Genomic DNA, 19,768 nt, shown 5'->3' on the forward strand with positions numbered 1-19,768 from the left:
CCTATTTCGCATCCGCAAAGTATTTCTCGATTTCCTTTGTGCCGACCGCGCCGGGAATGCGGGTGCCGCCCGCGAAAATCAGAGTTGGTGTGGCGGCGATCCCATGCTTTTTTCCATATTCGATGTTTCGCGTCAGTGCACCGGTATCGCAGGTGGCTGCCGGCGCGGCCTGCTCGCGCAGCATCCAGTCGTTCCAGGCCCTGGCCGTGTCTTTGGCACACCAGATGTTGTGCGACTTGTCGACGGAGTCAGCCCCCAGCACGGGATAGAGGAACATGTGGATGGTGACGTTGTCGACCTTCTGAAGCTCGTGCTCGAAGTGCTTGCAATAGCCGCAATTCGGGTCCACGAATACCGCGAGCTTGCGCTTGCCGTCACCACGCACGACGGTAAAGGCGTCATCGACGGGCAGCGCAGAAAATTGGATGGCGGTGAGCTTGGCAATCCGCTCTTCGGTCAAATCACGTTTGAGCGTGGTATCGACCAGATGCCCCTGTATCAGGAATTTCCCGGCCTTGTCCGTATAAACCACATCGGTGCCGGTTCGTACTTCGAAAACTCCAGGGATGGGTGTTTTGCTCACCTCGTCGATTTTTCCAAGGAGAGGAACGCGGATTTCCAGATTCTTGCGGATGACGCTTTCCTGCGCCCGGGCGTTGATGGAAAGCACGAAAACCAGCATCAATAAAGGAAACTTTTTGTTTGGCTTCATTTTTTTTGGCGATGAAACGGCGCGATGGGACTTTGAACTTCCCCGACCATTGAGAGAGATAGGAGTTTATTTTCCGAAGGGAGAAAAAATCGCACCACCCGCTCTTGGAGCACTCGTGATTTCCGGTGAAGTTCGATCCAGAACGGAATTCAAATATCCGGCATTCAATGCTGCATCGGACTGGCTATACGTAGCATATTCCGCATCGGTCATCGGAAATCTCTCCACCGCGCGCAAGGCCATGAATCGAGAGTCCGGAGTTTCTCCGGTGTCGCGAAGCAAATTGATCAGTGCTGTTTTGATGCGGTCGGACTTCAATTGACTGCCGGCAATGGCGAAAAGCGCGTCAGTGCGAAGATCCGGATTTTGATCCGTCAGCATCTGATACACGCTCGGCTCTGCGATGTCCCCGGCCTTGTCCAATTGCGCCAATGCGCGCAAGCTTTCGCTGCGGACAATGGGATCGGAATCTCTGGTCAGTGTGCCTAGTCTTGCCAGAATGGCCTGGTTTTGCACCGGCTCGGCCACCGAGGTCGATTTCAATGCCGCCACAGCACGACTCAAAGCGGCCGGATCTTTTTCGGTTTCCAGAGCTTGCCGGATTGCCAGAGATGCCCTCGCGTCCGCACTCGGCAGTTTTCCCAACAAGTCGTAGGCATCCTTGCGCTGTGCGGCGTCGCCCCGGGCGAGTTTCAGCGCCGAATCCGTCACTTCCAAGGAGGGAAAGCTCGACAGCAGGGACGCGAGCGCAGCTTTTGTCGCCTCGTCGGTCTGGCTGCTGTGGCGGCGGATGAGATCTTTGAGCGCCGCCGGGTCGGATCGCGCTAGCTCATTCAATTTGGCAAACGCGATCGCCGTACTCGCAGTCGATTCAGCGTTGGGCGACCTGATTTGGCCCATCAGATCGTCGATCGATGCAGCAGATGGCGCCGCTCCCGGGGGCGCCTCCGGATGCGGGGTTGCTGCGTAAACTATAGGCGCGCATGCCCGGCTGGATCCAACGTCGATGCCGTTCTTTGCTGCCGAAAGAAGAACTGGCTCTTCTTTTTTCGGGAAGGTCATCAAAGCAATTCCGAAGCCAAAAATAACTCCAAAACCGGTGCCGATCAAGACCATTGGCGATGGATAGCGTACAGCCATTTTTTCAGAGCGGGCAAGCCAACTGCCCGTTCTGATTGCTGAGATCGTCTAGGTTGATTGGGGCATTAATAGCTTCATTGGGCCATCCCCCATCGCGTCTCTTGCAGTTGCACGCAAAAGGCCGTGTCGATCCTGCGTCGCGATCGGCGCCGACGAAACAATTTCTGCAGCTTCGATCAAAGAAGCCGTTTCGCACCCATTGAAGCTGAAGTCCAGGCCCTTTTTCACCCATGTTTGCGAGACAACCAGGGAGCCACACTGTGCTCACGACCCAATTGCCAGCAGAGTTTTTGCAGGTTGCTCCAACGCTGTTAGCTCCCCCGTTGGGGCCGCTGCCCGTGGGGAAAAAATCCTTGCATGTCTTGAGCGCGCCACTCGCCGAGGCCTCTCCGGATGGCATTGCGACCATGATCAGAAAACAGAAGGTGGCAAGCACCGCCATCAAGCACTGATGAAAGGTTTTCATGTTTGATCCTTAAAGAGTCGGATCGTAAGAGGGCGTTCCTTATCCTTCTGATAGTTTTCTTGCTGATTTGAATGCAAATGAAGTTGTTGGCTAGAACTTATTCCTGAAGTTCTGAATACCTTGGTAATAGAAATTACGACCTTTGAGCCGCAACTTGTGCATTTTCACGCTCGTTTGACCCCCTTCCCCAACGGGTGCCAACCCGCACCTGCGTACCGTTGTACTGGATCGCAGATATGCGCTCTGAGGTATGGGCGGTTCGAGCGTCAGCGGAAACGCGGGGCACTTCTCTGCGGAAATCAACACGCTAAAGCACCGGCGCACGCTGCAATCACCATCAGACCGCTCAAGGATGGGCCGCGGAGTGCACCTTCACCAGTTTGGTATTTCCAAAATCTTCTTGGTTGATGTCTTAGGGATTTCGTCGCCTCGGGCCTTGCCAGCCGCGGGTGCGGAAGCCGCAGTGATTGCCGGGAACCGATAAATAGGGGTTGCACCTGCTTCCAGCTAGGTGCAAACATTTTTCTTCGCCGCCCTCAGCGCGAGTCAGAAGTCGGAGAGCAACAACGCGCATGAACCGCTTGCAACGCAAAACTCGCTGCGTTAGCATATTCCATAATAAATATCTTTATTCCATAATAATGGAATATTTCGTATTTGGTTGCTTGGTTCGACTTCACAGGAGATTGCATGGGATTGCTCCTTGCCAAGTGGCCCCGTCTAGCCGATCTGGCCTGAACACTCGTCTGGAGTCTCTTTGAACACAGTATCGGCGTCTGCGCCCTCCCAACTCCCTGCCACATCCGATTCCCTGACGTCACCGAACGGCTCAAGGTATGAACGTCTTACGTCGATGGGACTGGTGCTTCCGCCGCCTCCCCCGCCAGTCGCCAACTTCGTGACCCACGTCATCAACGGCGACGTACTCTATCTATCCGGGCAAGGTCCGCGGACCGCTGACGGTGTACTTTCGACCGGCAAGGTCGGCCGCGATGTTACGGTCGAGCAGGCTTACCGGGATGCCCGGCTTGTGGGACTGAATCTTTTGGCGGTAATGCAGGAGGCACTCGGCGATCTTGGGCGCGTCACTCGCATCGTCAAGCTCCTGGGGATGGTCAACGCAATGCCCGATTTCATCGACCATCCGCGTGTGATCAATGGATGCTCGGATCTCTTCGTCGAGTTGTTCGGCAGTGCCGGTGCTCACGCACGTTCGGCTGTGGGCTTTGGTTCGCTGCCTGGAAACATCACAGTCGAGATCGAGGCCATTGTGGCCATCCGGCATTGAAATGAAGAGATTGACCGCCCCTTCAGCCGTGGGCAAGCCTACTGAGCTGACTGAGTTTGCGCCGCAGGCCAACCTAGGGTGGCCTGCACCTGCAGCGATGCCTTCTTTACGGCGTTGATGTAATGCGCCCGATTCTCTTCTGCGCGCTGCTCGGGCAGCACGATCGAGATGGTTGCGACACAGGCACCGGAAGCGTCGCAGACTGGCGAAGCGATGCACGCCACCGAATAATCGGACTCCCCAAGCTGTACCGACAGGCGTGCAAGCAGCGAATCGCCAGCCATGCGCGCGAGATGCGCGGGGTCAGTATCTGCGCGCCCGGTATGCGATTGCTTTGCGCCTCGCTTGAAGAGCGAGAGCCTTTCGCGTTCCGGCAGATGCCCGACCAGAAGCCGACCGGACGCCGTCCAGTTCAGCGGCACACGCGATCCCACACGCGTGTTGACCCGGAAGTACCCGGATCCTGGCCCCTCGGCCATGCCGATGACCACCATCTCGTCGCCGTCGCGTGTACAGATTTGAACGGTCTCACCGACTTCATCGCGCAACCGATGCATCTCATGGGTCGCGACTTCGAGAAAGTCGAGCGAATGCGCATAGCTCAGGCCATAGCGGTAGAGCCTCGCACCCAGCCACAAGGTTCCATCGGCCCGGCGTGCCAAAAGGTTGCGCTCGACCAGCCCCTCAATGAGGGCGTAGGCGGTCGACAGCGGAAGCCCCAAGGCTTTTGCCATCGCATACGGTGCGGCGGGAATGCCCGTCTGCTGCAAATAGTCAAGCACCTGCAAGGCGCGGTCGATGCCGCTCACACGCGAGCGCGTTTGCGCAGCTTCATCGGCGTTGTCGTGAATCGCTTTGGGCTTCGCTGCAGGCATGTGGCTTTCTTCAATGAACGTTTGCTGGAGGCTCTGTCTTCTGGCGCCAAGGATAGTGAATCATGAACGATATTCGCACCGATCTCGGCCTGCGGCTCGTCATCAACGCGGCGGGAACGATGACTGCGCTGGGCGCATCGATCGCTGTGCCACAGGCCATCGACGCGGCCTCGGCCATCCTCGGGCAGTTCGTCGAGATCGGCGAGCTGCAAAAGCTCGCAAGTCGTACGATCTCGGACGTATGCGACACCGAAGCTGGTTTCGTGACGGCCTCCAGTGCGGCGGGCCTCACGCTGGCGGTTGCCGGCACGATGACCGGTATCGACTTGGGTGCGGTCGAGCGCCTGCCCGACACGTCGGCTTTCTCGAAATCGCAGGTACTGATCCAGAGCGGGCACCTTATCAACTATGGCGCGCCGATCGAGCAAAGCATCCGGCTCGCCGGGGCCTCCGTAGTGCCGGTGGGGCAGGCCACCACCGCGCGCAGGTATCACCTCGAGTCAGCAATTACCGAGCGTACCGCAGCAGCCGTCTACGTGGTCTCGCACCACACGGTGCAGTACGGATTGATCGAGCTCGCTGAGTTTGTCGAGGTAAGCCACGCCCATGGTGTGCCGGTGATCGTGGACGCCGCTTCAGAATATGACCTGAAGAGTTTCCTCGCAGCGGGCGCGGACATCTGCCTTTACTCCGCACACAAGTTCATGGGAGGCCTCACCGCCGGTATCGTAGCCGGACGCGTTGTGCCTGTCCGCCACGCCTATGCTCAAAACATCGGCATTGGCCGAGGCATGAAGGTCGGCAAGGAAAGCATATACGGCGCCATCGCTGCGATGCGTGCGTGGGCGCGACGCGACCATGCACCCGACCGGGCGCGCCAGGAATCTCATCTGGCGCTCTGGGCTCGCGTGCTGGCGGAGCGCCCAGGAGTGCGCGCCGAGATCCTGCCTGATCCGACGGGCAATCCGCTGCGCCGGCTCCGCGTCTTTGTTTCCCCAGACACTGCCCGAATCACCGCCTGGGATTTGGCCGACAGCCTGTCGACGGGTGAACGCCCCATCATCGTGCGCGATGACGAAATCGACGAAGGCTACTTCGATCTCGATCCATGCAATCTGCAAGAGGAAGAAGAGCACGTCGTTGCGAGTCGCCTCGGCGAAACGCTGGATGCGGCTCTCAAAGCCAATTTACCGCGGCACACGCCGGTGTCGGACAGGCACAACAGAACAGCGATGGCGCTGAGCCATTGGCCGGACTAAGCGCCCTGCACTCCATTCACTACGACCTTGTATACAGCAATGCGACTATTTGCAGCGTCCCTCGCGACCGAGACGAACACATTCTCACCTCTACTCACCTCGCTTGACGACTACAGGGCCGGCGTTTACCTGCGCCCTGGCGATCACCCTGTCGAGAACCCGGAGTTCTGTACGGCGCCGCTGTGGGTTGCGCGCCGTCGCGCAGCGCTGGACGGCTTTACGCTCATCGAAGGCAGCTGTTTTGGGGCATCCCCTGCCGGGACCACCAATCGGATAGCCTACGAAACGATGCGCGACGAAATCCTGGCGCAAGTTCGAGCTGCTTTGCCGTTGGATGGTGTTCTCTTGGGGCTGCATGGCGCCATGGTCGCAGACGGGTACGACGATGTGGAGGGCGACATCGTGAGCCGCGTGCGTTCGATCGTGGGCGTCGACTGCGTGATCGGGGTCGAGTTGGATCCCCATTGCCACATCACACTGCAACGCATTAAAGAAGCCAACATCACGATTCTCTACAAGGAGTTCCCGCACACCGACGTCGTGGAGCGTGCGGAAGAGGTCCTGACCCTGGTTCTGCGAACGATTCGGGGCGAGGTCAGGCCAGTGTCATCGGTCTTTGACTGCCAGCAGCTCGGAAGCTACCGCACCACACTGCCTTTGATGCGTGCGCTGGTCGATGACATCATCGCGTTGGAAGGACAGGACAACGTGTTATCCATTTCGATCGGACATTCATTTCCATATGGGGATGTGCCTGAACTCGGCGTACGAGTGCTTGTCATCACGGACAACGACAAGGTCGCAGGCGACAGGACCGCCACGTCGCTCGGCGCGCGCCTCGTGGCGATGCGTGGCAAGACGATGCCCGAGTACTTCGAGGTGGAGGACGGCGTGACTCAGGCTCTGACTGCGACGGCTTGGCCGGTAGTGGTGGCAGACCCCGCGGACAATGCCGGAGGCGGCGCCGGCAGCGACAACACGACCATTCTGCGTTCCCTCATCGCACACGATGCACAGGATGCTGTGATTGGACCTTTGTGGGATCCGATCGCTGTGCAGATGTGTTTCACGGCAGAGGTCGGAGGCCGCTTTCAATTGCGTTTTGGAGGAAAGACCAGCGCCGCCTCGGGCGTGCCTGTCGATGCCTGGGTCGAGGTGGTGGGCCTTGCGCGAGATTGTTATCAGACATTAGGGATCACAAGAGACAGCCTGGGTGACTGCGCGGCTATCCGCATCGGCGGGATAGAAGTGGTCATGACGACACATCGCACCCAGGCTTTGGGGCTGGAACTGTTCACGAATGTCGGCATCGACCCTAGGCAACGCAAGATTGTGGTGCTCAAGTCGAACAACCATTTCGCTGCGGCGTATGAGCCCATCGCCGCGCGCGTGATGTTTATCGACGCTGACGGACCGATGGTGAGCGACTTCTCAAAGATTCCGTACACCAAAGTTGGCAGGCCGCTTTGGCCGCTAGACGCGGAGACCTCGCCAAAATTGATTCTCTGAATGCTCGAAGAAGTTTGAAGGATCGAACATTCGAGTACGAACTTGTCTGCAGTGGCGCTCGACGCCCTCGGTGTTCAGTTCACTCAGAATCCGCGCATGAAATCGCCGCCTGCCATGGTCTATTGAACAGGTTTACAACGCCAAGCGCCTGCACTCGACACTCGGCTACAGGTCACCCTACAAGTTCGAAGATCAACTGTGTTGGCGCCAGATGAAACGCAACAGCAACGCTCCGCCAGTGCCAGTGCCAGTGCCAGTGCCAGTGCGAGAGGAATTGGAGTGCCAGTTCGAATCTCTACAGCGCGACATCCAGCAACTGCAGCTCGAGCGCGACCTCTTTAAAAAGGCCAACGAAATGTTTTACCCTCGGGACTGAAAGGCCGCCTCGCTCGAGCAATTCATCAAAGAAGTTGATTCCTACCTCCGCTGGTACAACGAGAAGTGGATCAAGATCTCTCTGGGCTCTCTGAGCCCCATCGAATACCGGGAAGGTCTTGGACTTACGGCATAAACCCAGTCCAAGTTTTATCCGCACCCCCCGAAGGGTCAGAGATCAGCGGAATTCAACAAGGGTGGTCGCCCATGATTCTCGGCCTCAACAAATCGTCTCTGGCTTGTTCGGCCGTGCGTCGCCGAACGCTCCACGCGCCGAGCCCACGCTTGAGCAATTGGGTGCTCAGCTATCACCCATCGTCGTGAAGGAGAGGCACGGGAGAGTTAACCTGACTGCTTGGCTGTTGATCCGGACATGCGTCATGACGCCCTGCTTCCTGGCACGGCTAGGTTGTTATTCAGTGCTTACCGTTCAACGTCCGCTCGTAGTCCGGCAACTTGAGCGAACTATGCACCGCTCGCGAAATCTCGCCAGGCATTGCCTCGGCGTCGGAAGAGTTCAAGCTGGCCAGCATCCGGTTGCGCATCTCGGTTTCCTCTTGGGTTCGCGGCAGCAGGAAGGCGCCTCCATCACCAGCAAGGTTCTGATTGGCCTCGGCGAAGGGCCGCATCAGCTTTTCGTAGCTCACGAACGCATCGGTGGGGTCGTCGCGGGTCGCGAGTTCACCAGCGAGAATGTATGCGCCGATCATTGCGAGGCTTGAACCTTGGCCGGACAAGAACGAAGGCGCAAACGCGGAATCGCCGACCAGTACTACGCGACCCTTGGACCAGCGATCGAGTCGTATCTGACTCACGACATCGTAATAAAGATCGTCTGCGTGCTGCATCGCTTGGACCAGCCTCGACACTTCCCACCCGATCCCGTCGAATTTTTCCGCCGTCAGTCGACGCTGGCCCGCAGGGTCCCGGTGCTCGATGATGGGCGGTTCTTCGGAGGCAAAGATCAGGAAGGCGTGTAGCGTGGGACTGTTCTTCACTGCCGATAAAACCGCATAGCGGCCTGGCGTCGTGTAAGTCAGCGACTCATGTGACAGCCCGAGGAAGTTCGGCATTGTGAAGCCGTTGTAGCAATAGCCCAGGTAGTGGCTGAATGGTTCCTCCGGCCCGAAGATTAGACGTCGCGTGCGCGAATGTATGCCATCGGTGCCTATGACCAGGTCGTAATACTCGGTCGCGCCGCTTTCGAAGGTAACGCTCACGCCCGCACCATCGTCGCTGAGTGAAGCGATCGAATTGTTGAACATATAGCGGATCGATCGGTCCCCAGTCAGACGACTGAGAAGATCGGTGAGTTCGCCTCGGGGCAACTCGATGTCGCGTTTTTCTTCGCCGCCCGTCAGTTCTTCCGGGCGTATGGCGCCGGCGACGCCGCCGTCCGGATGCAGGAAGGTGATGCGCTTCGATTGGATATGCGCGTCTTGCAGCATCGGCAGGATGCCCATCCTCTCGGCTACGTCAACCGCGGGGCCGCGCACGTCGATCGGATAGCCGCCGCCCCGCATAGTCGCAGCACGCTCGACCACGCTGACGTCGAATCCGAAACGATCCAGCCAGTAGGCGATTGTCGGACCCGCGATACTTGCACCTGATACGAGGATCCGACGTCGTTGGCGAGTCGGCGAATGTTCGTTCATGGGACCACCTTCATTACAATAAGATGCGCAATGTATCTTATTCATTTGGTCTTGGTCAATAGGATGCCTAATGGATCTTATTTTTGGATGGCGAGGTGGATATCGGGCTACCGTTTAGCCGCATGCTATGGTGAGCAGATGAGTGATATCTGCAAGACTCCCTCCGGCGCCTTAACGCAGCGTCGTCGCGGAGCGGCGCTCAATGAGGCGTTGTTGGAGGCTGCGTGGGCCGAGCTGGAAAAGCATGGCTATGCCAGTTTCACTATGGAGGGTGTTGCGCAGCGTGCCGGCACCAGCAGACCTGTTTTGTCACGGCGCTGGGTGAACCGTGCCGAGTTGGCGGTAGCCGCGATCGGCCACTATTTCGCCCTCCATCCTGTTGACGTGCCGGATTTGGGCAGTGTGCGCGACGAACTGGCGTTGTTGCTGCGAAAGTGGTCGCAGCGGGCGACCCCCGCACCGGTCAGATTCATGCTCGACCTGCGCAACGATCTCGCGCCGATACCCGGCGACTTGAGCGGTGTACGCCGTAATCTTGCCGAACAGATCGGCGAAACCGACATGATCGGACAAATACTGCGACGCGGTATCGTGCGTGGTGAAGTGGATGCCGAAAAATTATCGCCGCGTGTGATGGGGGTTCCACTCGATCTGGCCCGCAACGAAATCTTCCTGACACTCGCAGGGCTCCCGGATGAAGTGATTTACGAGATTCTGGATTTAGTGTTCCTGCCGTTAGTGCGAAAGAATTACTGCAAGCAGGTCTAGGCACGGTGCCCTAGCGCCTGGAACTTGCACCGCTTCCGCCACGCCCCTCGTGGTGAAACTGCTCGCGATGACCGGTTCGGCACGCAATTCTTCGCACCCTACGTTCCCACGTTCAAGGAACAAAGCATCGGTGTGATGGAAGGCGTGGATGCCTGGTATGGCGTGATGGCGCCGGGACGCACGCCGCCGGCGCTCGTGGCGCAATTGAACCGTGATTTAACGACCTGCTGAACTCACCGGAAGTTGTGGAGAGTCTCGCGAAGCAGCGGCTGATCTTTCGGACGGGAACGTCGGCCCAGTTCGCGGTCTCATCAAGGGTGACTTCACGCGCTGGCACAAAGTGATCACGGCGCGAAAATTTCCACTGACTGAACTCACGCTTGTCGCGATTCAGAAAGCCGCCGCCGAGGAATGCTCGGCGATCCGGCGACCGACCAGCCGCTTCATGCCAGTCGGGCGCAGGGGTGAACGAAAAGCGCGGTATTCCACGCCTCTGCCGCGGCGAAGAATGGCTCGAAGCGCGGATTGCCGCCATTCAAGCCGCTGTCGAATTCCACCCCCAACGGATGCACGACGTTGACGGCGTAGTCCCGTCGGAAATGGCCAGGTCGATGTCCTGCAGCGGCACGGCGGCTAGCGCGCGGGGACATCGGCCACCATTGCAGCCAGCGCCTCGTTGAGGAATCGAGCAAGCGCCGCACCAGCGTCTGCGTCGAGCCAATACGACGGCAATTCAGGGATTCGTTGACGCCACGTGGCGCTCGACGTCAGTGCTCGGCAAACCAGTACCCCATATTAGACAAAATAAGCACATATGTCTAAAATGGGATACATCATGCCTTCTTCCTCCCCCTTGCCCACCTTTGCCGCGGATCGCCGGTTGGCAGCGCTTGGACAGCGAATTCACGCACACCGAAAAGCATTGAAGGTGAGCGCCACGACGGCTGCGGAAGCTGCAGGCATGTCCCGAATGACGCTACATCGCATCGAGCGTGGCGAACCTTCAGTCACGATGGGGGCCTATATGAATGCGTTGGGTGCTCTTGGGCTGGATGTCGATGTGATCACGCCGACTGCGCAACCGTTGCCTGAGCGGCTTCCAGGGGGGATTCGGATTGCTGACTACGCGCAACTGCGACGCATCGCGTGGCAGTTGTCTCCTTCCACGGAACTCACGCCCGAGGAGGCCTGGGGGACCTACGAACGGAACTGGCGCCACGTCGACACATCCGCACTCGATGCCAATGAGCGCAAGTTGCTCGACGACTTGGCGCGTACCCTCGGTAGAAAGTCCATGAATGTTTGAAAGACCGCACCATGCAAGGATCGCACAGGTGCTAAGCGCACTCGACTCAGATCTGCTTGCAGCGAATCGCTGCCTCTTCGGCGGCGGCACAGCCATTGCGCTGCGCTATGGTGAGTACCGCGAATCGGTCGACATCGACTTCCTGGTCTCCGACATCGGGGGATACCGCCAATTGCGCCAGTTGCTGACGTCGAGACAAGGTCTTCAAGCGCTGGCCCGCAGCGGTGGTGAAGTACGGCAGGCAGCAGACCTTCGCGCCGATCAGTACGGCATCAGATCGGCCGTGAGCGTGGACGGCATCGACATAAAGTTCGAGGTCGTTCTGGAGGCGCGTATCGAACTGGCGATGGCGGGTCCTGAAGATCAGATCTGCGGTATTGCAACGCTGACGCCGACAGACATGGCTGCAAGCAAGTTGCTCGCGAACTCGGACCGCTGGGCTGACGACAGCGTTTTCAGTCGCGATCTCATCGACCTGGCCATGATGAGGCCGCGCACGGAGCTGTTGAATCGAGCGGCGACCAAGGCCAGGACAGCTTATGGGGACAGCATCGATGCCGATCTCATCAAAGCGATTGAAGCACTGCTCGGACGCCCGAACCAGCTAGACCGCTGCATGGAGGTGCTGAAGATGAAGCCGGCCGTGGCACCGGCTTCGCTTCGCCAATACATCAAGGCCTTGCTTCCCAGAACTCCGCGCATCAAGGACAGCGGCGTCTCCTCTTGACCGGGAGCACCTTCGTAGCGATCCTGCGTGCCGAGCGCGGGAACCACCGGGCAGGAAGGCACTGTTCCCATCCGGACCGAGCGGGCCGACCGCATCAATGTCTTCGCAGCACGCACAGCTCTACGCTACGGAGCAACTTCGGCCGGGAAAAAGTGTCGGATGTCGGCGAGCACACCTGCGGGTTGCAATGCCACGTAGTGCGCCTTGAGCACCATTGCGTCGGCGTAGGGAACCGGTACATCGACGCCGTCGACCTTCCTGCAAAGCAGTTCGTCATCGTCGAGGTTGATGAGGACCCTGCACGCCAGAGGCCGGCTCTCGTAGATGCTGCAGGCGTGGTTCACAAGGAAGGGGCAAGGTGTGTCGGGCGCCGCAGCTTGTAGCTCAGCTTCGGCCTTCTGCCACGCAGCTGTGTCATGGTCGAGATCGGCGAGTCGCACCGCCGTGGTTGGTGTCTGAGGCGAGCGGCCAGTCGCCTTGCCGATCACTTCCGCCTCAACCTTGGAGATCGTCAGCGGGATGTGGCAGCAGTGGTCACAGCCTTTGCGGCAGGCGGCGACTTCCTGCAGTGGCTTTGCCCAGGCGGATGCGGTGCGTTGCAGCCACATCACGCGCTGGGTTGCGCTCCCCGCTTTTCTGGCCGTGTTCAGCAACCTGGAGGCGGCGGGGTCCCACGGGAGCTTGGCGAGCTTCTCCTCGGCTCTGCGCATGGCGAGCGGCACACGTTCGCTTTGTTGTGGAGGTAGCTGTGCCATGCGGGGATTTTCTCAGAAGAGAGAAAGTGTTCGGATACAGGCGCGCCCGCCTGCTCTCTCTGTCTGCCGTCGGGGTGCATGGCCGACTTCGTCGGCCGCTATGTCGTGCTGTGCATCGAGCCTGCGCGGCTGCTTGTCTCGACCCTGTTGGCTTGCGTCGCTGATGCCTTCGCACTTGGCGGTGCTGCGCCCGCAGTTGCCTGCCGGAATGCGGCCGGGGGCGATAGACGGGGAAGCCGTCCTTCATAGCAGCCGTCATGCCCTGGGTTGCCTGCGGCGTCGGCTGAAGCCCCTGCAGGTAGCGCATCGTCTCGTAGTAGAGCTCACTCACGGGGTCCGCGGACTTGTAGTTTCCGGCAGTCCCTGTGCGGCCGAACTGGTTGAGATAGTTGATGGCGCCGCTTCTGCCTTCTTCGCCTCCGAATGAGTTGGCCGCGAAGATGCTCGTCTGCGCATCCCATTCGGCGTTGGGGTTGGCCACCTTCACGAATGAGGCGTCGACCGTCTTGGGCCCGGCATAGTGCATGGGCGCACGCAGAACACCGCCATAGCGGCTGGGCGCCGAATCGAGCAGATGGCCCAGAGGTCTTTGTTTACTCCCGCTCTCATCCCCGATGAGAAAGTTCGCTAGGGAATACCCCGCTTCGCAAGCTTGCCTCCAGGCATCGTCAAGTAAAGCTTCAATATCGATATGCCTCCGGGTAGCGAACCTCTATGTCTTACAAGGCCCAAGCAAGGTCCATGGTGATGCGTGCATCCCCCGAATATTTCCGATCAATCGGTAGTCGTGCCTATATCGGGATCTCCAATGCAAAGTGATTGATATCCCATGAGAACTTCTTCGCCGCTAGAAACCAGAGTTCGGCCGTCAGATAGCAGCGAAAGCACGCCAGTGAATGCAGCCGGGACACAAGCCCGGCGCGTTGCAGAAAGCGAAGGGCCGTTCGGTAAATTGCAGGCGCGTCCCGCTTCGCTTGCACACGCCAGGGGCTCGCCCTTGCGTGCTGCGTTGCCCATCGCGGAGCGGTCGCCTTCATTTGGTGGTCCCAGTCAAAGCAGATCATCTGCCACGGGCTATCGTGGCAGCAACGGGTTGCCTTGCGATGCGTCAGGCCGGCCTGCAGTGGTGCATAACAACCGTTCTCCTTCGGGATTTTCTACAGGCGGTGGCGTGCCCTGCGACCAGAACGGCTATGCGCTGCCTGCACAGCAGCCCGCACAGATCACGCCGTTCCACGCAGGCACTCAGAATGACTGCAGTCTGCACACGATCGCGGCGATGACAGGATGGTCGGAGCAGCAGATTGTGCAGTCGCTGGGGCTGTCGCAACAGCAGCTTCAACACATCAGCGCACATGGGATGAAGCTGGATGAATTTACTACCGCACTCAACCATCTCCACAATGGCAACGTGACCCATCGTCAGGGCTCGCCCCACTTGCTGGCTGCTACCCTGCACGAACTCCCGAATGGCGGCCAGTTCGCACTGGGCATAGAGCGCGGTGCCGGTATCGGGCACGTTGTTGCTGCGCAGCGTGTGGGCAATCAACTTGTGGTGACCGACCGGCAAACGGGGAGGCAGATGGCCTTTAATAGCCAACAGGATCTACAGAACCATCTGACCCAGAGCGGGGTATCGAAAGTTCATACTTGGTACTACTGATAGACGCCGGCTGGATTGCAATTCATGTAGCGGCCTGTATGGAGCGCGGCGCTGTTCGCAAGCAATGAAAGTCGAGCAACCAAACTGGTCGGTCAGAGCCTGGGCCCTGACGCAGAACGTCAAGCCAGGCTGCGTCGGTTCCGCGCACGTGCTGGCACCGAGCCTGAAGGTGCTCAACCTCCCGCTGCAGCGCATCTCCTACGTACCCGAGATCCAGGACATCTCGCTTGACGTCACCAATGTCGCCGTCAGCGGCGACGGTGGCAATTTTGAAATAACCCGTTAGGAGAACCAGCATTGGAATCAGCGTCATTTGATCAGTTGAAGGCTACATATACATACTGGCGTATCGCCGGCGCCGTGTTGGTAGCGGCGGCACTTGGATGGTTCCTGCTGGAGCTGATCGCCGCCGCAAAATTCCCGGCCTACAGCTTTGCGCGCAACTACATCAGCGATCTCGGTGTGCCTGAGCTTGGTACCGTGCAAGGGCGTACCTTGAACTCGCCGCTGTCGCTCGTGGCGAATTTCATGTTCGTCTCACAGGGAGTCTTATTCCTGTTGGCCGCCGTGCTCGTCGTGAGGACCGCCACCGCCGGTGTGGGACGCTGGCTGTTCCTGCTGCTTGCCCTTGGCTACGCCATCGGCTATGTCGTAATCGGGACTTACCATGGTTCCGAGCGGGCTGTAGCTAACGGGACGTTCAAGTTGCATGTGCTCGGGGGTTCGCTGGCTTTTGTCTGCGGCAATCTTGCGATCATCGTCGCCGGGCTGTCTGCCCACAGGCTCGGTGCTTCGCCGGCTTATCGGAATTTCAGCTTGGGCGCCAGCGCCCTGGGAATCGCGTCGCTGGCGATACTCATGGCCAGCAGCGGCAGCGCGACGGACACGATGCCCCCATCGGGACCTTGGGATGGCATCTGGGAGCGAGGCGGCTGCTACGCGCTCATCCTCTGGGAACTGGTCACTGGCGTGGTGCTGCTCAAGGCGGCGCAAAAGTCGTTGCAACCTCGGTAGACCGCGCCATCGGGCCCGATGGCCGCCCGTTCGGGGCACTGTCCAGATCGGCCACCAGCTACACGAGTCCGTCGTGCCGCACGTGCGTGAGCGTGCCGCGTGCGATCTCGACCAGCGGCACGGAGCCATCACCCATTGCGGCAGGGCCTTCGGGAAACTGCAAGTCGGTGGCGAGTTGTCGGATTTGCATGGGAGGTCCTTGTGTTTGAGAGCTAGCGTGTTGATTGCTACCGAAAGGCGACCCGGGCTCGCGCCATGTCGGTCAACACCGCCATGTCGACCGAGAAAGAATCGAAACAACTACCGGCGAACGTTGGCGCGATTCAGTTGTTCTGCCAACGGTTCGATATCAGAGTCGACAGCAGCCTTGAACCGCACCTAGCGTGTGGCGCGACTGGAAGCCATGTCGTCCTCCTTGAGCGGTTGCGGGCGGGATGGCCCGGCACCGTCGCTGGTACGCTGCAATCCAGCCGTCAGGCTTCGAAGACGGCCGCGTGTTAGGTAAAAGGATTTGGTACACGCGGTGCCAGGCTCGCGCACCACCGCCTGCCATGCAGCGCAAACCGCCGCCTCGAAGATTCAAGCAGAACCGGTTGGTGCGACTGGAGTAAGCGGGCTGCAGCTCAATCCGGGTTTTGCAACAGCGGCGCTCCAACCTCACACGCCATCGTCACCCTGTCCAACGGCACTCGCTTCGTCGAGGATCTGAAACGCCGCATCGACGGTGCACGACTGTCGGCCGCGCGCGCCGTCAATCGCCAACGTGTGGCCTTGCATGCGGACATCGGACAAGCCATCCGCGAACAGCAACAGGCACGCCGGGTATTGGACGACGCGGTATTCGATCATCCGCTTTCGCTGGCTGTGTGCGCTGCTCTTTCCGCAGGGCGGGATGATGGGTCATTCGTCTATGTCAACGCCCGTCACATAGAGGGAAATCACGCCGAAGGCGATATGCCAGTGATCCAGCTCGCCCTTTGCGTCGAGTCGACACGCGTCAGCATCATCCAGCGCGAGTTCGGAATCCCAGGATCTGATCAAGACATTGGTGGTTATTCGAGCGTCCAGGGCGAGTCGCTTGAGGTGGTCGACGAAATAGCTATGTATGCGCGCGTTGTATTCGACGGCGTCCTGGTCGGTCACACTCGCCTTGTCTTCCAAGTAGAAGGTGAAAGCGGCGAATTGAACACCGCCGACCTCGCTGTGCTTCAACACATAGTGCGCATTTCGCCGAATGTCCTTGTCGAGTTCTGCGCGGCTTCCGACGTAGATCGCGCCGGCGTCGGTGAACCGCAGCACACCCTTATTCTCCACGATGGCAAACGGATGCGGAATCGGCCCCTGCCGATAGATCGCGATGTCAATGTTGCCCACCCTGTCCGCATCGCGAAGGTCGCGATTGGCTTGCGCCAGTCTTTTGCGCCACCCCCGCTTTCCGCGCTCTGCCAGGTTCCGAATCCTAGAGCGCAGATTCAGAACGTTCTGCCTGACTCTGCCCGCCTGTCGGCTCAGAAATGCGCGAATCTCGCCTTCACGCCAGAGCGTTCCGGTCTGCACTTCGAATCGGATAACGAGGTTGACCCCTTTCATCTCGAAATGCTCGCGCACGAAAAAACCGACCGTCGCCGTCGTCAGATACTCGGGATGCGGCGGGGATCGACGCTCATCTTCCAGCAGCACGACGTTGGAGACGACTTTCGACACTCCGTCTGCGACTGCGTCGCGCAAATCCATGGCCTTGATCTTCATGGCCGAAGCATAGCCAGTCGTCAGGCCTCCGGTACGCACGCCGCCTGAGCGCAGTCGATCGGGTGGGCGCTCATCCCGGTCGAACAGTTCAACGGCGCGTAAGCGGTCACGGCCAACCAATACATCCCTGGGGAGCTGGCCGATCGCCAGCGCGGCATCGACATCTGCGTGAAAGATCCGTGTCGAACTCGGCCTCGACAGCAACGAGACCGACGACGAAGAATGATCGGCCACGAAGTGGCGCGCAACCGACTCGGTGTTGCGCGCAATTCGCAGCGCATCGGGCTCAATTTCAAAGGCGGTTGAGCACAACCCGCCGTGCCATGATCTCGGCTGTCCCTTGCCGAAGATCGCAAGGCGAATGGTGTTCGCCGCCCGCCCCCTTCTTCGAAACGGGGCCTGCACCCAAGGGGAGCGCGGCCTCCACCCAGACCCTTTTTTCCTATCTAGAACGGTTATACCCACTAAAATTGTTGGTACCGCCCTGCGTTGTCAGCGATTTTGCACCCTTACCGATGAATTTATTGTTGATACACATGAAGAAAGCAGCTTTTTTTGCTCGAATCGATGCCGCTCGGCAAATTTGTGGGTAGCAGCGACTTTGGGGTTACCACCGATAGCTTGTCCGACGCCCCCTTCACGCCTCAAACGCTGAGTTGTCAGTTCGGGGAACCACTGGATGTCGATGTCCTTTATCCGCCTTGCGCTCTCACACCATCAGGCGATTTCAGATAGTAAACGGTGATGACGCCAGTGGGGCTTCAAGCTGCGGCCTGCTGGCCCCGAAGGCCCAGCCGGACATCCAATCGTCCCGTGATGGCTTTGTCCAGCTCGCCAGCACTGCTCCGCAGCCGCACGATTTTCTCGACGATCTTCCACTGATTGCTGATAGCTTGTTTCGTGCGCGGTTCCTTCGTAGCCTTGAGGATGGCGCTGATCTGCTTGGCGGCGTCATCGGAATTTCCGTTGCCGGACTCCGCCAAGTCCCAGCACCATAGCCCGCGAAGGATCGGCCCAATCTGCTCATGGCTTTGGAAGAGGGAAGTCTTGGGGAATTGCGCTTTCACGAACTTCGTTCGCATAAACGCTTCCCACTGTGGAATTCTCCAAACCGCGCCATGAAGCTCAATCAGCCGCTCGCACACGGCACCGCGCAAGTAGAGCAAGGCCTGATCAATGTCCGCGGGGGCCTGGCTCAAATCGATCCGCAGGTAGAGCGCATCGCGCTGCGGCTCATCTCCGAGCAGCACGGGGGCAACGCGGCTGTCCAGAAGGTGCAAGCTCGAAGAGGTAAACCGTTCCCGTCCTGCGCTGGCTTGCAGCGTGCATCGCAGATCACGGGACCACCCCAAGGACGTAATCTGGAACAGGTGGTACTCCCGCATGTTAGGGATTTTTTGCCTCTCGAGATCCTTTGCCTGAGTCTCCGATAGAGGAGTCTCGCAGGCTTGCTCGAAGGCTTCACTGAGTTCTCGACCTTCGCAGACGGAGGCCAAGGCCATGAGGCTGCAGTAGTCGAAGTAGTTAAAACGAGCTGTCATCTCTTCTACCGTTTCAACATGCTGAGTCAGAAAATCAAAGGCCGGACGCAGCGTCGGCCCCCAGTGCAAGAGTCGGCTTTCACCTCCGACGCGGCGGTAGATTTCCTGTGTATTTCCCTCACGCATGGCTTTGCGTGCCGAGGAGGATTCAGCGACGGTCATCCAGGACGCAAGAGCGCCTTGAACATCGCCTGGCCACAGGTCGTTGTGATCCCCCGCTGAACTGTCGATAGCATCGAATAGCCCGTCGCGTATGGACCTCAGCGCATTGAAATCGATTGGGTGTTCCGTTCGGAATCGACGCACCAGGTGTTGCTGGAAAAGCAGTCGCTGGAAACGCGATTGCAGGTTTTGGATGTGCACGTGATTGGACATTCACGAATTTTCCATGAGCGCGCGCTGGTCCGGCGTCTCTGATGCGGAGACCCGGGAGACCCAGGGACTGTTGGATGACAACTCGTGACCGACTCCTTACGCTCACCGCTTCGTTCATGCATCCGGAGACTCATATGTCCAAAATTCGTGCCCTCAAGCGCGTCATATCTCAACCCCTCGGTTCTGCAAACTTGATCGTGGCAGCCAGCGTCCTGGTGCCGGATTACGAAGCAGGCGAGACCCCACAGCAACTGCGCGCCAAGCATCCGGATTTGCGCAAATTCTCCGATGCCGGGATCAGCGGTTTCTGCGCCATCGCAGGAGAACTGTTCAAGGGCGGCGTGCGTATCGAAAACGCGCCGAGGCAGCCGAAGGGCTCGCCCTCTCCGATACCGGTCTGAGCACAATTCGATCGCTACTTCATTTCTTTGCAGCCGGTGACGCATACTTTGTGCGTCGCTGGCGCTTCGCTTGTCTCGACCTACCCACTCCGTCGCCAATGGCTTCGCACCTAGCGGTGCTGCGCGCTGCAGCTTGCCTCCCGCGAGGTGGCTAAAACCCCTCCTGCTGAACGTCTATTGGCTGCCACCG

The 19,768-nt window shown here is 59.1% G+C and carries 22 protein-coding genes and 1 pseudogene; 13 read left to right on the forward strand and 10 right to left on the reverse strand.

Going from position 1 to position 19,768, the window contains the following annotated elements; translation table 11 throughout:
* Window position 1: 1 nt before the first annotated feature.
* The 3 genes from BM133_RS31210 to BM133_RS35830 all read right to left on the reverse strand — a co-directional run bounded on the left by BM133_RS31210 (window position 2) and on the right by BM133_RS35830 (window position 2,120).
* The gene (locus tag BM133_RS31210) at window positions 2–712 is read right to left on the reverse strand and encodes a DsbC family protein (RefSeq protein WP_177224998.1); all 711 of its coding nucleotides are present in this window, start codon (window positions 710–712) and stop codon (window positions 2–4) included.
* Window positions 713–778: 66 nt separating this feature from the next.
* Entirely contained in the window at window positions 779–1,828 is a 1,050-nt protein-coding gene (locus BM133_RS31215; protein WP_177224999.1) for a hypothetical protein, read from the reverse strand.
* A 28-nt stretch (window positions 1,829–1,856) separates the two neighbouring features.
* A complete protein-coding gene (locus BM133_RS35830) occupies window positions 1,857–2,120 on the reverse strand; it encodes a hypothetical protein (protein WP_371286373.1) in 264 nt (87 codons plus the stop codon).
* Here BM133_RS35830 and BM133_RS35650 point away from each other — a divergent pair.
* Entirely contained in the window at window positions 2,113–2,304 is a 192-nt protein-coding gene (locus tag BM133_RS35650; protein ID WP_256219409.1) for a hypothetical protein, read from the forward strand. The genes BM133_RS35830 and BM133_RS35650 overlap by 8 nt on opposite strands.
* Before the next feature lie 912 nt (window positions 2,305–3,216).
* Window positions 3,217–3,606, forward strand: a complete 390-nt coding sequence (locus tag BM133_RS31225; RefSeq protein WP_371286370.1) for a RidA family protein — start codon at window positions 3,217–3,219, stop codon at window positions 3,604–3,606.
* A gap of 38 nt (window positions 3,607–3,644) precedes the next feature.
* Here the strand turns inward: BM133_RS31225 and BM133_RS31230 are convergent, their stop codons facing one another.
* Window positions 3,645–4,481, reverse strand: a complete 837-nt coding sequence (locus BM133_RS31230) for an IclR family transcriptional regulator (RefSeq protein ID WP_093442872.1) — start codon at window positions 4,479–4,481, stop codon at window positions 3,645–3,647.
* Between the two features lie 62 nt (window positions 4,482–4,543).
* Here BM133_RS31230 and BM133_RS31235 point away from each other — a divergent pair, with 62 nt between their 5' ends.
* The 3 genes and pseudogenes from BM133_RS31235 to BM133_RS31245 all read left to right on the forward strand — a co-directional run.
* Entirely contained in the window at window positions 4,544–5,740 is a 1,197-nt protein-coding gene (locus tag BM133_RS31235; RefSeq protein WP_256219410.1) for an aminotransferase class V-fold PLP-dependent enzyme, read from the forward strand.
* A 39-nt stretch (window positions 5,741–5,779) separates the two neighbouring features.
* Window positions 5,780–7,249: a M81 family metallopeptidase gene (locus BM133_RS31240; protein WP_093442876.1), complete on the forward strand. Its 1,470-nt coding sequence runs from the start codon at window positions 5,780–5,782 to the stop codon at window positions 7,247–7,249.
* 352 nt (window positions 7,250–7,601) lie between these two features.
* Window positions 7,602–7,760: pseudogene (locus BM133_RS31245) on the forward strand (IS3 family transposase); the annotation flags it as partial.
* 280 nt (window positions 7,761–8,040) lie between these two features.
* Here the strand turns inward: BM133_RS31245 and BM133_RS31250 are convergent.
* Window positions 8,041–9,279, reverse strand: coding sequence for an FAD-dependent monooxygenase (locus tag BM133_RS31250; RefSeq protein WP_093442878.1), 1,239 nt, complete (start codon window positions 9,277–9,279; stop codon window positions 8,041–8,043).
* A gap of 138 nt (window positions 9,280–9,417) precedes the next feature.
* On the opposite strand from BM133_RS31250, the gene BM133_RS34945 reads away from it, so the two are divergent.
* From BM133_RS34945 to BM133_RS31270, 4 genes are all read left to right on the forward strand, one after another.
* Complete coding sequence (locus BM133_RS34945; RefSeq protein ID WP_177225000.1) at window positions 9,418–10,047, forward strand: TetR/AcrR family transcriptional regulator; 630 nt, start codon at window positions 9,418–9,420, stop codon at window positions 10,045–10,047.
* A 24-nt stretch (window positions 10,048–10,071) separates the two neighbouring features.
* Window positions 10,072–10,278, forward strand: a complete 207-nt coding sequence (locus BM133_RS34950) for a tripartite tricarboxylate transporter substrate-binding protein (protein WP_143100254.1) — start codon at window positions 10,072–10,074, stop codon at window positions 10,276–10,278.
* A 604-nt stretch (window positions 10,279–10,882) separates the two neighbouring features.
* On the forward strand, window positions 10,883–11,353 hold the full coding sequence (locus BM133_RS31265) for a helix-turn-helix domain-containing protein (protein ID WP_093443059.1): 471 nt from the start codon (window positions 10,883–10,885) through the stop codon (window positions 11,351–11,353).
* A 28-nt stretch (window positions 11,354–11,381) separates the two neighbouring features.
* Entirely contained in the window at window positions 11,382–12,080 is a 699-nt protein-coding gene (locus BM133_RS31270) for a nucleotidyl transferase AbiEii/AbiGii toxin family protein (RefSeq protein ID WP_256219411.1), read from the forward strand.
* A gap of 125 nt (window positions 12,081–12,205) precedes the next feature.
* On the opposite strand, the gene BM133_RS31275 is transcribed toward BM133_RS31270, so the two are convergent.
* Complete coding sequence (locus BM133_RS31275; protein WP_093442884.1) at window positions 12,206–12,835, reverse strand: YkgJ family cysteine cluster protein; 630 nt, start codon at window positions 12,833–12,835, stop codon at window positions 12,206–12,208.
* Window positions 12,836–13,958: 1,123 nt separating this feature from the next.
* Here BM133_RS31275 and BM133_RS31280 point away from each other — a divergent pair.
* The 3 genes from BM133_RS31280 (at window position 13,959) to BM133_RS31290 (ending at window position 15,512) form a co-directional block, all read left to right on the forward strand.
* The gene (locus tag BM133_RS31280; RefSeq protein WP_143100255.1) at window positions 13,959–14,498 is read left to right on the forward strand and encodes a hypothetical protein; all 540 of its coding nucleotides are present in this window, start codon (window positions 13,959–13,961) and stop codon (window positions 14,496–14,498) included.
* A gap of 64 nt (window positions 14,499–14,562) precedes the next feature.
* Window positions 14,563–14,784, forward strand: a complete 222-nt coding sequence (locus tag BM133_RS31285) for a hypothetical protein (RefSeq protein WP_093442888.1) — start codon at window positions 14,563–14,565, stop codon at window positions 14,782–14,784.
* 11 nt (window positions 14,785–14,795) lie between these two features.
* On the forward strand, window positions 14,796–15,512 hold the full coding sequence (locus BM133_RS31290; protein ID WP_093442890.1) for a DUF998 domain-containing protein: 717 nt from the start codon (window positions 14,796–14,798) through the stop codon (window positions 15,510–15,512).
* A 58-nt stretch (window positions 15,513–15,570) separates the two neighbouring features.
* Here the strand turns inward: BM133_RS31290 and BM133_RS35655 are convergent, their stop codons facing one another.
* From BM133_RS35655 to BM133_RS31310, 4 genes are all read right to left on the reverse strand, one after another.
* Entirely contained in the window at window positions 15,571–15,702 is a 132-nt protein-coding gene (locus tag BM133_RS35655) for a hypothetical protein (protein ID WP_256219412.1), read from the reverse strand.
* Window positions 15,703–16,169: 467 nt separating this feature from the next.
* Window positions 16,170–16,361 carry a hypothetical protein gene (locus tag BM133_RS31300; protein ID WP_093442892.1) on the reverse strand — a complete coding sequence of 64 codons (192 nt, stop codon included), beginning with the start codon at window positions 16,359–16,361 and terminating at the stop codon, window positions 16,170–16,172.
* A gap of 51 nt (window positions 16,362–16,412) precedes the next feature.
* A complete protein-coding gene (locus tag BM133_RS31305; protein ID WP_143100256.1) occupies window positions 16,413–17,573 on the reverse strand; it encodes a hypothetical protein in 1,161 nt (386 codons plus the stop codon).
* A 449-nt stretch (window positions 17,574–18,022) separates the two neighbouring features.
* On the reverse strand, window positions 18,023–19,177 hold the full coding sequence (locus tag BM133_RS31310) for a hypothetical protein (RefSeq protein ID WP_093442896.1): 1,155 nt from the start codon (window positions 19,175–19,177) through the stop codon (window positions 18,023–18,025).
* 134 nt (window positions 19,178–19,311) lie between these two features.
* Between BM133_RS31310 and BM133_RS31315 the strand changes: the two genes are divergently transcribed.
* Window positions 19,312–19,578, forward strand: coding sequence for a hypothetical protein (locus BM133_RS31315; protein WP_143100257.1), 267 nt, complete (start codon window positions 19,312–19,314; stop codon window positions 19,576–19,578).
* The last annotated feature ends 190 nt before the right edge of the window (window positions 19,579–19,768 follow it).

This window comes from Variovorax sp. 770b2, assembly GCF_900115685.1.
In the GTDB taxonomy this organism is placed as follows: Bacteria; Pseudomonadota; Gammaproteobacteria; order Burkholderiales; family Burkholderiaceae_C; genus Variovorax.

Excerpts from the sequence above, each read along its gene's own strand:
- BM133_RS31210 (WP_177224998.1), bottom strand. The coding sequence starts at position 712 with ATGAAGCCAAACAAAAAGTTTCCTTTATTGATGCTGGTTTTCGTGCTT.
- BM133_RS31215 (WP_177224999.1), bottom strand. The coding sequence starts at position 1,828 with ATGGTCTTGATCGGCACCGGTTTTGGAGTTATTTTTGGCTTCGGAATT.
- BM133_RS31230 (WP_093442872.1), bottom strand. The coding sequence starts at position 4,481 with ATGCCTGCAGCGAAGCCCAAAGCGATTCACGACAACGCCGATGAAGCT.
- BM133_RS31235 (WP_256219410.1), top strand. The coding sequence starts at position 4,544 with ATGAACGATATTCGCACCGATCTCGGCCTGCGGCTCGTCATCAACGCG.
- BM133_RS31240 (WP_093442876.1), top strand. The coding sequence starts at position 5,780 with ATGCGACTATTTGCAGCGTCCCTCGCGACCGAGACGAACACATTCTCA.
- BM133_RS31250 (WP_093442878.1), bottom strand. The coding sequence starts at position 9,279 with ATGAACGAACATTCGCCGACTCGCCAACGACGTCGGATCCTCGTATCA.
- BM133_RS34945 (WP_177225000.1), top strand. The coding sequence starts at position 9,418 with ATGAGTGATATCTGCAAGACTCCCTCCGGCGCCTTAACGCAGCGTCGT.
- BM133_RS31265 (WP_093443059.1), top strand. The coding sequence starts at position 10,883 with ATGCCTTCTTCCTCCCCCTTGCCCACCTTTGCCGCGGATCGCCGGTTG.
- BM133_RS31275 (WP_093442884.1), bottom strand. The coding sequence starts at position 12,835 with ATGGCACAGCTACCTCCACAACAAAGCGAACGTGTGCCGCTCGCCATG.
- BM133_RS31285 (WP_093442888.1), top strand. The coding sequence starts at position 14,563 with ATGAAAGTCGAGCAACCAAACTGGTCGGTCAGAGCCTGGGCCCTGACG.
- BM133_RS35655 (WP_256219412.1), bottom strand. The coding sequence starts at position 15,702 with ATGCAAATCCGACAACTCGCCACCGACTTGCAGTTTCCCGAAGGCCCT.
- BM133_RS31300 (WP_093442892.1), bottom strand. The coding sequence starts at position 16,361 with ATGATCGAATACCGCGTCGTCCAATACCCGGCGTGCCTGTTGCTGTTC.
- BM133_RS31310 (WP_093442896.1), bottom strand. The coding sequence starts at position 19,177 with ATGTCCAATCACGTGCACATCCAAAACCTGCAATCGCGTTTCCAGCGA.
- BM133_RS31315 (WP_143100257.1), top strand. The coding sequence starts at position 19,312 with ATGTCCAAAATTCGTGCCCTCAAGCGCGTCATATCTCAACCCCTCGGT.